Annotated in this window: 11 protein-coding genes; 5 read left to right on the top strand and 6 right to left on the bottom strand. The window is 63.7% G+C overall.

Annotated elements, in window-relative coordinates; translation table 11 throughout:
- Window positions 1-31 precede the first annotated feature (31 nt).
- Complete coding sequence (locus EJ072_RS32900) at window positions 32-790, top strand: DeoR/GlpR family DNA-binding transcription regulator (RefSeq protein ID WP_126061166.1); 759 nt, start codon at window positions 32-34, stop codon at window positions 788-790.
- 108 nt (window positions 791-898) lie between these two features.
- Entirely contained in the window at window positions 899-2,695 is a 1,797-nt protein-coding gene (gene aspS / locus EJ072_RS32895; protein WP_126082967.1) for an aspartate--tRNA ligase, read from the top strand.
- Between the two features lie 95 nt (window positions 2,696-2,790).
- Here the strand turns inward: aspS and EJ072_RS32890 are convergent, their stop codons facing one another.
- Complete coding sequence (locus tag EJ072_RS32890) at window positions 2,791-3,981, bottom strand: hypothetical protein (RefSeq protein WP_126082966.1); 1,191 nt, start codon at window positions 3,979-3,981, stop codon at window positions 2,791-2,793.
- 417 nt (window positions 3,982-4,398) lie between these two features.
- Here EJ072_RS32890 and parC point away from each other — a divergent pair, with 417 nt between their 5' ends.
- Both parC and EJ072_RS32880 read left to right on the top strand, forming a co-directional pair.
- Window positions 4,399-6,654, top strand: a complete 2,256-nt coding sequence (gene parC, locus EJ072_RS32885; RefSeq protein WP_126082965.1) for a DNA topoisomerase IV subunit A — start codon at window positions 4,399-4,401, stop codon at window positions 6,652-6,654.
- 250 nt (window positions 6,655-6,904) lie between these two features.
- A complete protein-coding gene (locus EJ072_RS32880) occupies window positions 6,905-8,104 on the top strand; it encodes an AI-2E family transporter (protein WP_126082964.1) in 1,200 nt (399 codons plus the stop codon).
- On the opposite strand, the gene EJ072_RS32875 is transcribed toward EJ072_RS32880, so the two are convergent.
- The 4 genes from EJ072_RS32875 to EJ072_RS32860 all read right to left on the bottom strand — a co-directional run bounded on the left by EJ072_RS32875 (window position 8,092) and on the right by EJ072_RS32860 (window position 11,161).
- Window positions 8,092-8,988 carry a DMT family transporter gene (locus EJ072_RS32875; protein ID WP_126082963.1) on the bottom strand — a complete coding sequence of 299 codons (897 nt, stop codon included), beginning with the start codon at window positions 8,986-8,988 and terminating at the stop codon, window positions 8,092-8,094. The two genes, EJ072_RS32880 and EJ072_RS32875, sit on opposite strands and share 13 nt — an antisense overlap.
- A 124-nt stretch (window positions 8,989-9,112) precedes the next feature.
- Window positions 9,113-9,877: an arginyltransferase gene (locus tag EJ072_RS32870; RefSeq protein WP_042640082.1), complete on the bottom strand. Its 765-nt coding sequence runs from the start codon at window positions 9,875-9,877 to the stop codon at window positions 9,113-9,115.
- Between the two features lie 148 nt (window positions 9,878-10,025).
- Window positions 10,026-10,496 (bottom strand): RDD family protein, encoded by a 471-nt coding sequence (locus EJ072_RS32865; RefSeq protein WP_126082962.1) that lies wholly within the window; start codon window positions 10,494-10,496, stop codon window positions 10,026-10,028.
- 47 nt (window positions 10,497-10,543) lie between these two features.
- Window positions 10,544-11,161, bottom strand: coding sequence for a hypothetical protein (locus EJ072_RS32860; RefSeq protein ID WP_245467073.1), 618 nt, complete (start codon window positions 11,159-11,161; stop codon window positions 10,544-10,546).
- Between the two features lie 170 nt (window positions 11,162-11,331).
- Between EJ072_RS32860 and sthA the strand changes: the two genes are divergently transcribed.
- Window positions 11,332-12,720 carry a Si-specific NAD(P)(+) transhydrogenase gene (gene sthA / locus EJ072_RS32855; protein WP_126082961.1) on the top strand — a complete coding sequence of 463 codons (1,389 nt, stop codon included), beginning with the start codon at window positions 11,332-11,334 and terminating at the stop codon, window positions 12,718-12,720.
- Between the two features lie 66 nt (window positions 12,721-12,786).
- Here the strand turns inward: sthA and EJ072_RS32850 are convergent, their stop codons facing one another.
- A complete protein-coding gene (locus EJ072_RS32850; RefSeq protein WP_245467072.1) occupies window positions 12,787-13,446 on the bottom strand; it encodes an alpha/beta hydrolase in 660 nt (219 codons plus the stop codon).
- Between the last annotated feature and the right edge of the window lies 1 nt (window position 13,447).

Raw genomic sequence — 13,447 nt, 5'->3', positions numbered from 1 at the left:
CAATAACGTGCACAAATAAATAGGATCGTGCATGCTCACCGAAGAACGCCACCAACTCATTCGCGACCAGCTTGCGGCGGACGGAAAGGTGCTGGCCGGCGAACTCGCCAGCCGTTTTGGCGTCTCGGAAGACACCGTGCGCCGCGATCTCAGGGAGCTCGCCAAGGCCGGGCAGTTGCGCCGGGTCTATGGCGGCGCGGTCGCCTCGGCGCCCTTCGCCGCCGCCACGCTCAGCCAGCGCAGCGGACATGCGGTCGAGGAGAAGACGCGCCTGGCGAAAGCGGCAGTGGGGCTGCTCGTGGCGGGGCAGTCCCTGTTCATCGATGGCGGCACGACCAATGAAGCCATCGCCAGGGCAATCCCGCGCGATATGGAACTGACCATTGCCACCAATTCGCTGGGGGTCGCCTCGGCGCTGGTCGATCGTCCTCTGGTCGAACTGATCGTGCTCGGTGGCCGCTATGTTCCCGATCTCGGCACCTGCGTGGGCGCCGATACGCTGGCCGCCGTGGCCCAGCTTGGCGCCGATCTGTTCTTTCTGGGCTCCTGCGGTCTGGATGCCGCGCGCGGCGTCACCGCCTTCGATTCGGCCGAAGCTGAGGTGAAACGCGCCATGGCGAAAAACAGCGCCGGCATTGTCATTGCCGTCACCAACGACAAGCTTGCGACTGCTGCGCCGTATCGTGTCGCCGGCGCCGATGCGATCCGCCATCTCGTGGTGGAAAAGACCGCGCCTGCCGCCACGCTCGCCGATTTCCAAAGCCAGGGCGCGCAAATCCACTTTGCCTGAGCGGAAGCGCGCCTGTGTGAGCGCTTGCCTTGACAAAGCCGGCCTCTCATGCGCTTTTCGCGCCAATTTTCGAGCCGGGCTGGTGCCCGCAACTTCCGGACTTTGCCCATGACCACGCATCGTTACCGCAGCCACACCTGTGCCCAGTTGAGAAAGAGCGACGTCGGCAATTCCGTCCGCCTGTCGGGCTGGGTGCATCGCGTGCGCGACCATGGCGGGCTGCTCTTCATCGATTTGCGCGACCACTACGGCCTGACCCAGATCGTCGCCGATCCGGATTCGCCGGCTTTCAAAGTCGCCGAGACCGTGCGCGGCGAATGGGTGATCCGCGTCGACGGCGAGGTCAAGGCGCGGCTGCCGGAGACGGTGAACGCCAATCTGCCGACCGGCGAGATCGAGATTTTCGCGCGCGAGATCGAGGTGCTGTCGGCCGCCAAGGAACTGCCGCTGCCGGTGTTCGGCGAGCCCGAATATCCCGAGGATATCCGCCTGAAATACCGCTTCCTCGACCTGCGCCGCGAGACGCTGCACCGCAATATCGTGGCGCGGACAAAAATCATCGCCGAGATGCGCAAGCGCATGGGCGAGGTCGGCTTTACCGAATTCTCGACGCCGATCCTGACCGCGTCCTCGCCGGAAGGCGCGCGCGACTTCCTGGTGCCGTCGCGCATCCATCCCGGCACCTTCTATGCGCTGCCGCAGGCGCCGCAGCAGTACAAGCAGCTGATCATGGTGTCCGGCTTCGACCGCTATTTCCAGATCGCGCCCTGTTTCCGCGACGAGGACCCGCGAGCCGACCGGCTGCCCGGCGAATTCTACCAGCTCGACCTCGAGATGAGCTTCGTCGAGCAGGACGACGTGCTCTCCACCATGGAGCCGGTGCTTCGCGGCGTCTTCGAAACCTTCGCCAACGGCAAGCCGGTAACCCAGAAATTCCGCCGTATTCCATATGACGAGGCGATGCGCACCTATGGATCCGACAAGCCGGACCTGCGCAACCCGATCGAGATGCAGGCGGTCTCGGATCATTTCCGCGATTCCGGCTTCAAGGTCTTTGCCAACATCCTGGCCAACGATGCGAAGGCCGAGGTCTGGGCCATTCCGGCCAAGACCGGCGGCAGCCGTGCCTTCTGCGATCGCATGAATTCCTGGGCGCAGGGCGAGGGCCAGCCAGGTCTCGGCTATATCTTCTGGCGCAAGGAAGGCGAAAAACTCGAAGGCGCCGGTCCGATTGCCAAGAACATCGGCGAGGAGCGCACCGAGGCGATCCGCCAGCAACTCGGCCTTGCCGATGGCGATGCCGCCTTCTTCGTCGCGGGCGATCCGAAGAAGTTCGTCACCTTCGCGGGCGCTGCGCGCACCCGCGCCGGCGAGGAGCTGAACCTCGTCGACCGCGAGCGCTTCGAGCTGTGCTGGATCGTCGACTTCCCGTTCTTCGAATGGAACGAGGATGAGAAGAAGATCGATTTCGCCCACAACCCGTTCTCCATGCCGCAGGGCGGCATTGACGCGCTGAACGGCCAGGAGCCGCTCGGCATCAAGGCGTTCCAGTACGACATGGTCTGCAACGGCTTCGAGATCGCGTCGGGCGGCATCCGCAACCATCTGCCGGAAACCATGGTCAAGGCTTTCGAGATGGTCGGTCTGGATCGCGCGACTGTGGAAGAGCGCTTCGGCGGCCTCTATCGCGCCTTCCAGTATGGCGCGCCGCCGCATGGCGGCATGGCGGCCGGCGTCGACCGCATCGTCATGCTGCTCGTGGGGGCCAAGAACCTGCGCGAGATCACCATGTTCCCGATGAACCAGCAGGCCTATGACCTCTTGATGAACGCGCCGTCCGAAGCGACCCCGCAACAGCTGCGCGAGCTGTCGCTGCGCGTCTCGGTTACGAAGAAGGAAGGCTAGGACTCCCAGCCAAGCCTTTCTTTCCTCTTAAGAAATCGGCCGACAAAAAAGCCCGGCATCACTGCCGGGCTTTCGTTTGGAGCTGACGTGTTCGATCAGTCCTGGTTCGCCTTGACCTTGACGCCGAGCGTCTTGGGCAGGTCGAGCGGGTTGGACATGGCGCCGGCCATGATCAGCGCGAACGGTACCGACGACGGAGGCTCGGCCGAGATTTCCAGGCTCTTCGGATCGTCGAGGAAGGTGTTGACCGCCGACGAGACTTCCGCCGTCAGCTCGGGATTGTTGAGCTGCGCCATGCCGAACGGCACGATCGCCTTGGCCTGGTTGGCGACATCCTTGGCCGACATGCCCTGCTGCTTGCCGACATAGTCGAGCACCTTGCCGGTGAGCGAATCGTCCTCGAAACGCACCGAGGCGCCGTTGAAGGAAAGCTGCTGCATCAGTCCGAGCATGGCCATGCCTTGCGCGGAATTGTCCGCGCCTTCCGGCTGCGAGGCGAGCTGCTTCTGCATCGCCTGCATCGACTTGATGAAATCGACCGTGTAGCCGCCGAGGTTGAAGGTCATGCCGAGCGTGCCGGCATTCTCGACCGAGATGTCATATTTCGACAGCTCCATCTTGCCGTCGCTCGGCTGCCATGTGCCGGCCATGGCAATGTTGCCCGAGATGTTCTGGTAGCCGAGCGCCTCGATCGCTTCCTTCGACTTGGGGTCGTCGATCAGCGACAGGTCGGCGGTGAATTTTTCGGTGTTGGCGGTGAAGTCCATCGCCTTGCCGTCGGCCGGCGGGGTGATCTGGACCGCAAGCCCGTCCATCGCGAAGGCCGTCTTGTCGCCGACCTTGACCGTCATGTTGGAGAGCTCCGCCGATTTGTACATCATCAGCGAGCCGAGCGGATCGGTGCTGCCTTCGGCCGGGACCTTCATGTCGTGGATGATCACCGGGCTGAGGTCGAGCGTCACGCCGTCCTTGCTGTGTTCGAAGGGCGAGGTCGAGACAGTGGCGATCGCATAGCCGCCATTGGCCTCGGTGACCCCTTCCAGCTTTACGTCGCCGATCGGCAGCGCTTCCTTCTCGGCCGCCGGCTTGATGGAAACACCCTGCAGCACGGCGTTCGAATCGTCGCCCGAGACACCGGTCCAGGAAATCTCGACGCCCTGGGCGGCAAGGGCTGCCTTGATACGCTCGGCCACCGCCGGATCGGCGGCGAAGGCCGCATTGAGAGGCAGCGTCAGCAGAAAGGTCGAAAAAGCCAGTTTCTTGAGCGTCGAGCGTTGGATTGTCATGGCGAGTTCCCTGTCCTGATTTGGCTATGATGAAAATTGTTCTGACACCTGCTCCATCACCATTCCGTGACGAACGGGACGGGAAGAAGGCATTTTCCGGCAGATGTGTCGAAAATGGCGACGAAAAGCAAACGCCGGCCGGCAGTCATTGCGCGATGCGGTGAATTTGTCATGAAGATCGCGGCTTTCCTCCGCCAGCGCGTTGCATGCCAGATAGAGGCCGCGTGTAACGAGTTGATGTTGGCCGGCCTCATGGTGCCGTCGCGGCCTGTTGCAGATCGGTGGCAAATTGCAGCCGCCTCCCGGGCGCTTCCGTGAAGCCCTTCACATCGCCGGTTGTGTGTTCGTAGCCGCGACCAAAGCGCCGATGTTCACGCGACGCTTGCCGCGAATCACCCGCTCGGCTAGTCCAAAACCATGGGAAAGAGGCTTTTGCCGCCCGATGACAATGGCGGCGGCGACAAAATCGAACCGGTCGATCTGAAGGAAGCGCTTGAGCGGCGCTATCTCGCTTACGCGCTGTCGACCATCATGCACCGGGCACTGCCGGATGTGCGCGACGGACTGAAACCGGTCCATCGCCGCATCATGCATGCCATGCGGCTGCTCAGGCTCAACCCCGATCAGGGTTTCGCCAAATGCGCCCGCATCGTCGGCGACGTGATGGGCAAGTTCCATCCGCATGGCGACCAATCGATCTACGACGCGCTGGTGCGCCTGGCGCAGGATTTCTCGATGCGCTACCCGCTGGTCGACGGGCAGGGCAATTTCGGCAACATCGACGGCGATAACGCCGCCGCCATGCGCTACACCGAAGCGCGCATGACGGAGGTGGCGAGCGAGCTGCTTGCCGGCATCAATGAAGACGCCGTCGATTTCCGCCCGACCTACAATGAAGAGGACGAGGAGCCGTCCGTTCTGCCGGGCGCCTTCCCGAACCTGCTCGCCAACGGCTCCTCGGGCATTGCCGTCGGCATGGCGACCTCGATCCCGCCGCACAACGCCGCCGAACTCTGCGACGCCGCTCTCCATCTGATCGAACATCCGGAAGCGCCGGTGGCGAAGCTGATGGATTTCGTCCAGGGGCCGGATTTCCCAACCGGCGGCATCATCGTCGACAGCCGCGCCTCGATCCTCGAAGCCTATGAGACGGGCCGCGGCGGTTTTCGCGTGCGCTCGAAATGGGGGCAGGAGGATCAGGGCAGGGGCACCTGGAGCATCGTCGTCACCGAAATCCCTTACGGCGTGCAGAAGGCCAGGCTGATTGAGAAGATCGCCGAGCTCTTGATGGCGCGCAAGCTGCCGCTGCTCGAAGACATCCGCGACGAGAGCGCCGAGGACATCCGCATCGTGCTGGTGCCGAAGAGCCGCACCGTGGATCCCGGCCTGCTGATGGAATCGCTGTTCAAGCTCACCGAGCTCGAAAGCCGCTTCCCGCTCAACATGAACGTACTGTCGCGCGGCAAGGTGCCGAACGTGCTCTCGCTGAAAGGCGTGCTGAAGGAGTGGCTGGACCACCGTCGCGACGTTCTGGTCCGCCGCTCGAAATACCGGCTGGGCGAGATCGAGAAGCGGCTGGAAATCCTTGCCGGTTACCTGATCGCCTATCTGAACATCGACGAGGTGATCAGGATCATCCGCGAGGAGGATGAGCCCAAGCAGGTGATGATGGCCCGCTGGTCGCTCACCGACAACCAGGCCGAAGCCATCCTCAACATGCGCCTGCGCGCCTTGCGCAAGCTGGAAGAGATCGAGATCCGCAAGGAGTTCGACGGGCTCACCGCGGAGAAGAAGCAGATCGAGGCGCTGCTCGCGTCCGACGCCAAGCAATGGGCGACGATCAAGTGGGAAGTCACGCAGCTTCGCGACAAGTTCGGCCCCGAGACCGAGCTCGGCAAGCGCCGCACCCAGTTCGCCGACGCGCCGGAGCACGATCTCACCGACATCGCGCATGCCATGATTGAACGCGAGCCGGTCACGGTCGTCGTCTCGGAAAAGGGCTGGCTGCGCGCCATGAAGGGCCACCTGACAGATTACTCGCAGCTCGCCTTCAAGGAAGGCGATAGCCTGAAGCTGGCCTTCCATGCCCAGACCACGGACAAGATCCTGGTCTTCACCACTGGCGGCAAGTTCTACACCATCGGCGCCGACCGGCTGCCGGGCGGGCGCGGCCATGGCGAGCCGATCCGCATCATCGTGGACATGGAGAACGACCAGGACATCGTCACCGCTTTTGTCCATGATCCGAAGCGCAAGCTGCTGCTGGTATCCTATGACGCCAACGGCTTCATCGTTTCGGAGGAAGAGGTCGTCGCCAACACCCGCAAGGGCAAGCAGGTCATGAACGTCAAGGCGCCGGATGAGGCCAAGCGCTGCATTCCGGTGGCGGGCGACCACCTCGCCATTGTCGGCGAGAACCGCAAGATGCTGGTCTTCCCGCTCACCGAAATCCCGGAAATGGCCCGCGGCAAGGGCGTGCGCCTGCAGAAATACAAGGACGGCGGCGTGCTGGACTTGAAGACGTTCACACTGGAGACCGGGCTCTCCTGGCAGGATTCGGCCGACCGCACCTTCACCAAGTCGCGCGAGGAGCTCGCCGAGTGGATCGGTACCCGCGCCGCCGCCGGCCGCATGGTGCCGAAGGGCTTCCCGCGGACGGGGAAGTTCGGGTAGCGCAGCGCTAATCTCCCCCCTCGAGGGGGAGATGTCGCCGAAGGCGACAGAGGCGGTCGCCGCGCGTGAAGCGCCAACCTTCTCTGTTGGCGAACGGCGCCAGCGCTCCACGCGCGGCGACCCCCTCTGGCCTGCCGGCCATCTCCCCCTCAAGGGGGGAGATTCCTAGACATTTGGACTATCGTCACGATTGCTGCACTATGATGGTGCATAAGCATCCATCGAACATCGGATAGGGAGAAACGCCGGGTTGAAGCGGGCCGAGATCCAGAAGCCGGGGCAGCGCCTGTTCGGCCTGTCGACGCCGCTCAGGGCTGCCGTCATCCCGCCGCTGTCGGCGGCACGTTGGCTTCTGGTGCTGATCGCCGCCGCCGGCGTCTATTTCTTCCACGGCTTCCTGTTCCCGGTTCTGGCCGCGCTCGTCATCGCCTTCGCCAGCTGGCCGCTCTACCGCCGGCTGCTCGTCGCCGTCGGCGGCAACCGCACCATAGGCGCGACGCTTGCGATCCTCTTCATCCTAACCTTCCTGGTGGTGCCGATCGCGCTGGCCGGCACCTACGCCATCAACGAGCTGCGCGAGTGGGTCACCTGGGCGATCGAGACCAACCGGCATGGCGCGGTGACGCCGGGCTGGATTGCCACCATGCCGGTCATCGGCGAGTGGCTGAACGGGCAGTGGACATCCTATCTTGGCCATCCCGGTGGCATCGGTGAAGTGATCCAGGCGGTCAGCGGCTCCAATATCGGAAACATCTATCGCGGAGCTTTGGCTGCTGGCGGCAGTGCGTTCAGCCTGCTGCTGATGCTTCTGTTCATGATGATCGCGCTGTTCTTCGCCTATCGCGACGGCGAGTCTTTCGCGGCCCAGGTCGATCGCTTGGGCGAGCGCATCCTGCCGACGCGCTGGGAGCGCATCTCGCGCGTCGTGCCGGCGACCATCTCCTCGACCGTGACGGGTATGACCATCATCGCCATCGGCGAAGGCCTTGTGCTGGGCATCGCCTACTGGCTCGCCGGCGTGCCGTCGCCGGTGACACTTGGCGCGCTCACCGGCATCATGGCGCTGATCCCCGGCGGCGCGCCGCTCTCCTTCACCCTGGTTTCGATCTACCTCGCGGCCAGCGGCAAGCTGTTCGCCGGCCTTGCGCTGTTCACATGGGGCGCGGTCGAGCTCTTCATCGTCGACAAGACGCTGCGGCCCAAGCTGGTAGGCGGGCCGATCAAGCTGCCTTTCCTGCCGACCTTTTTCGGCCTGATCGGCGGCGTCAAGACGATGGGCTTCCTCGGCCTGTTCATCGGCCCGGTGCTGATGGCCCTGCTCGTCGCCATCTGGCGCGAATGGCTGCGCGAGGTGGAATTGATGGACGAGATTCCCCCGGTCGCCGATCACACCGGCGCGCCGTCCCAGATCGAGGCGGCGGCCGAGCCAAGGAAGATTCAGGCCGGGTGAACCACGGCAAGCGCCGCCCGCCTCTTGCGGCCCTCATGCAATTGCCACAGCGAATGCGCCACCAGCGTCACGATCAGGATCGTGCCGCCGATCAGGCTGTTGCGCGTGGGAGCCTCGGCGAAGATCAGCCAGACCCAGATCGGCGCCAGCACGGTCTCCAGAAGATAGAACATCGCCACCTCCGGCCCCGAAATGTATTTCGGCCCATTGGCCAGGCAGAAAAACGAGATCGGCATGATCACGGCGCCGTTGAAGATGATCCACCACGGCGCGTTCACGTGGAATCCTTCGCCCGAAACCATGAAGGCGGCGAGCGCCAGCGGCAGGATGACGCCGACCAGCCCGGTGAAGCCCATGTCCTTGCCGCTGGCGCGCGAGATGGTGATGGCGAGCGCAACGAAGAAGGCCGAGCAAAGCGCCATGAAATCGCCGAACAGATGCCCGGTTCCGACCGAGCCGCCGACAATGATCAGCACGCCGATTATCATCGCCAACATGGCGATTACGGTCGCAATCCGCGGTCGTTCCTTGAGGAAGAGCCACGACAGCAGCGCCGCGAAAACGGTGTTGAAGGCCAGGATGAAGACAAGGTCGGCGGTCGATGTATGATAGACGGCCGTGACGAAGCTTATGCCGGTCAAACCGTAGCAGACAGCAACGGCGAGCCCCGACCAGCCCGGGATGAGCTTCGGCGCGTTCCTGTCCAGCGACCTCCAGATCGCCCACATCACCAGCCCCGCCAGCAAGGTGGTGCCGGTTCGCAGCAGCATGATCGTCCAGGGTGCGCCGTCGGCAAGCCGGATCAGCGGTATGTCGACGGTCAGCGTGAGGCCACCGATGGCGGTGATCAGCAGACCTTTTTGGTGGTCGGTATGGGTGGGCATGCGGGCAATCTCGCAAGCAACTTGAGGGGACGCAAAGCGGCCGTGACGCGGTCGTTCCAGCCTGCCGGCCGAAAGACCAGCGTCCTCCTCCTTGAAACAGTTTAAGGGTGAAGCGTTGGGCGGCTCAGCGACTGACCGCTTCGTGGTCGTAGCGTTCCCAGCCCTTCGGGCCGAGATGCTCCTGCGGCATGAATCGCATCTTATAGTTCATCTTGCGCGAGCCGTTGACCCAGTAGCCGAGATAGACGTGGGGCAAGCCCATCGCCTTGGCACGGGCGATGTGGTCGAGGATCATGAAGGTGCCGAGCGAACGGTCCTCGAGGTCGGGATTGAAGTAGGAATAGACCATCGACAGGCCGTCGGCCATCTTGTCGGTGAGCGCCACGGCGATCAGTTCGCCCTGGCCTTTGCCGGTTATGAAGGTATCAGGACCACGACGCCGGTATTCGATGATCTTGGTGTCGACATGCGTGTCCTCCACCATCATCGCATAGTCGAGCACGGTCATGTCCGACATGCCGCCACGGCGATGGCGGGCGTCGAGATAGCTGCGGAAGAGAGAGTATTGCTCGGTCGAGGGCTGCGCGTCATGCATGGCGCCGACGAGATCGGCATTGTGCTGGATGACGCGGCGCATGTTGCGGCTGGGATCGAATTCCTGCGCCAGGATGCGCACCGACACGCAGGCGCGACAGGACTCGCAAGCCGGACGGTAGGCGATGTTCTGCGAGCGCCGGAAGCCGCCTTGCGTCAGCAGGTCGTTCATCTCCGGCGCCTTGTCGCCGACAAGGTGCGTGAACACCTTGCGCTCGAACTGTCCCTCCAGGTAGGGACACGGCGACGGCGCGGTCAGGAAGAACTGCGGCGACTGTGTCGGATGCTGCGTCATCTAATCTTGGAAACGCTCCTGCGAATCGCCCTACCTTTGGCCCGGCCGGCGAAAAATTCAACAGGATTGTGCGGGCGCGGCGGCCCAAGCCTGTTCATATTTGGGCACAGGCGGCGCGGCGGTTCGATGGACGCGACCCTGGACACCGTCAGATGTCGGTGCGGGTGACCACGGTGCCGAGCAAAAGGTCGTGCAGCGTGCGCTTGCGGTCGGAAAACAGCGTGACCAGCAGCACCAGCGGCGTCACGATGACGTTGGCAGCCCAGAACAGAACGGAATGCACCACCGCCGTCATGCCGTCGATACGGCTGCCGTCGAGCTTCTCCAGGCGGATGCCCATGATCTTCATGCCGGTTGTCGCTTGGTCGCGGCTGCCCAAGGTATTCCAGATGTAGAGGATGGCGACCATCGGCACCAGCACCGAAAACAGCGCCCAGCCGAGGCCGAAGGTCAAAAGCCCGAGAATGGCCACCAGTATGGCAAAGGGAATGGTCAGCAGCGCGACGAAGAAATAGTCGAGCAGGAAGGCAAAGATCCGCCTTGTCCGCACCCCGCGATAGGCGCGGGTGTCCTCGAACCTGGTCGTAATGATCTCACCATCCAAAACGCGTGCGTTCATGTCCGTTCCTCGATCGCCGCATCCGCATAAGGATGCCTGCCCCATTCTCAAATGGTGAGAGTGGCCCGGAATTCAAGGAACGTGCCAGCGGGCGGGCGGCGTGATCTCAGAAAATGCCGGGACAGAGCCTGTAGCGAACCCGCCCGAGATAGTGGCGATATTCTTCCGTCAGCTGCCGCACGTAGCGGTAGGCCCCCGCCGGTGACGACGCCGCGATTGGCGGGCAGGATGGCGAAGGACCGGCCGAGCGACATCTTGCCCCAGATCACCAGCCACAAGGCCAGCAACTGCAGTGGCGCCGCGATAGACAACGGAATGATGGCGGCGCCCTCCTGAAGCGAGACGAAGCCCGAGCCGAAACCCGCCGTCAGCGAAATGAATACCGTGAAAGGACTCCAGTCGCGGACAATCGGCCGCCGCGCCAGAAGCAGCCAGATGAAGGTAAGCGTCTCGGAGATCGTCAGCAGCAGGACGTTGAGGCGGCCCGGATCGACGATGACGTTGTTCACGCCGCGATAGACGAAGATCGCGGCGACGAGCAGCGCGATGAAACGAAACAGGCCTTCACGCAGATCCACGAAGACCGGGTGGGTCTGTAGGTCAGACAGGAATTCCAGTCGCTGTGCCAGGCAAGGTATCGCTTTTGGACATGAAAGCTCAGCCACCCCGTGGTTCCCTCGCTTATCACCATTGCACGCAAGCGTTGCCGTCGGGTTACGGTTCATATGGCCGCTTCTTCCAGAGTTTCCGCGGTAGGCAGACGCGATAGGCAGTTGAATATGACGCCGCCGCCGGATTAGCTTGTTGCGGCGCACAAGATGCGGGGAAGGGGTTCATGGATTACGACATGCTGGTCATCGGCAGCGGCCCTTCGGGACGCCGCGCCGCCGTGCAATCGGCCAAGCTGGGCAAGTCCGTCCTGGTGGTCGACCGGGGCAGGCGTCTGGGCGGCGTCTCGGTGCATACCGGCACCATTCCGTCGAAGACGTTGCGCGAGACCGTGCTCAATCTCTCGGGCTGGCGCGAGCGCGGCTTCTACGGCCGCGGCTACCGGGTGAAGCAGGACATTTCGATCGGCGATCTGGTCGAGCGGCTGCACAAGACCCTCGACCACGAGGTCGAGGTGTTGCAGCACCAGTTCATGCGCAACACCGTGAGGAGCGCGCGCGCCGCGGTTAAATTCCTCACGCCGAACAAGGCCAGCCTGACCGCCGACAATGGCGATTACAGCGAGGTTGGCTTTGCCAACGCGCTGATTGCCGTCGGCACCCGGCCGCACCGGCCGGCCGACGTGCCCTTCGACCGGAAGCGGATCTTCGACAGCGACGAGATGCTGGAACTCCACCACCTGCCGCGCACGCTGACGGTGATCGGCGCCGGCGTCATCGGCGTCGAATATGCCACCATCTTTTCGGCGCTCGACGTGCCGGTGACCTTGGTCGAGCCGCGCAACTCGATCCTGGATTTCATCGACCGCGAGATCGTCGACGATTTCATCCACCAGATGCGCGACCGCGGCATGACCATCCGGCTCGGCAGTTCGGTCAAGGAGATCGCCTCCAAACCCGACTATGCCGAGGTGACGCTCGCCGACGGCCGCACCATCCGCTCCGAGATGGTGCTCTACGCCGCCGGCCGCACCGGCAACATCGCCAGCCTCGGCCTCGACGCGGTCGGCATCGAGGCTGACGCCCGAGGCCGAGTCAAGGTCGATCCGCAGACCTTCCAGACCAGCGTGCCTAACATCTACGCGGCCGGCGACGTCATCGGCTTCCCGAGCCTTGCCTCGACCTCGATGGAGCAGGGCCGGGTGGCGGCATTGCACGCCTTCGGCGTCAACCTGCCGCCGCCGCCGGAGAGCTTTCCCTATGGCATCTACGCCGTGCCGGAGATCTCGACGGTCGGCCTGTCGGAAGAGCAGGTGCGCGAGAGCGGCGATGCTTATGAGGTTGGCCTGGCGCGTTTTCGCGAGACATCGCGCGGCCATATCATGGGCGTCTCAAGCGGTTTCCTGAAGCTGTTGTTCTCTGTCGAGACGCGCCGCCTGCTCGGCGCCCACATCGTCGGGGAGGGCGCCACCGAGCTCATTCATATCGGCCAGGCGGTGATCAATCTCGGTGGCACGGTCGACTTCTTCGTCAACAACACCTTCAACTATCCGACGCTGGCGGAAGCCTACAAGATCGCAGGCCTGGATGCCTGGAACCGGATGGGACGAGGGTAGAATTCCTCGAGCCGCCACGGGCCGCGCCTGCCGTCTAAAGGCAGCATCGCCCGGCTGGCGGCGCGGTCAGGCCGTCGGCATGGGACCTGCCAGCCACTGCCGCGCGATCGCGGCGTCGGCGGCGCCGAATTCATGGCCCGAAGCAACGATGCGCGCGTCGACCTCGGCGCGGCGTTCGCTGAACAGCGTCACCAGCGCCGGGGCGAATGGGCCGTAGGCCTGGTCGGCGGCGCCGGCGATGATCAAGACACGTGTTCCGCCGAGATCGGTCATCGGCGAAGTGTCGAGCACCGGCATCGCTCGCAGAAGCGCCGCCTGCCGGACCAGGCCAGGATGGAGCAGCATCAGGCTGGAGACGACGTTGGCGCCGTTCGAATAGCCAAGGAAGGCCGCGCGCGGCGGGTCGAGGCCATGGCGCTCGGATACCTCTAGGGCGAATTCGGCGTAGGCGGCGGTCTCCTTGCGGATGCTGGTCTGTTCGAAACTTGTCGGCGTGATTCGCTCGAACCAGCGGAAGCCGTCGTCCTGGGGGATGCGCCCACGCGCGGCAACCAGCGTCGCGTCGGGCGCAATCTTCTTTGCAAGCGGGATGAGTGTCGTTTCGTCCACACCCGATCCGTGCAGCACAAACAGGCATTTGCCGGTCGACTTTGCCGGCGTCACCACGCGGTAGCGGAAGCCAAGATCACTGTGCAGGATACTGTTTTCATCGCTATATTCGGACACG

This window comes from Mesorhizobium sp. M2A.F.Ca.ET.046.03.2.1 (genome assembly GCF_003952425.1).
GTDB lineage: Bacteria > Pseudomonadota > Alphaproteobacteria > Rhizobiales > Rhizobiaceae > Mesorhizobium.
This window is presented reverse-complemented; position numbering and strand designations above follow the sequence as displayed.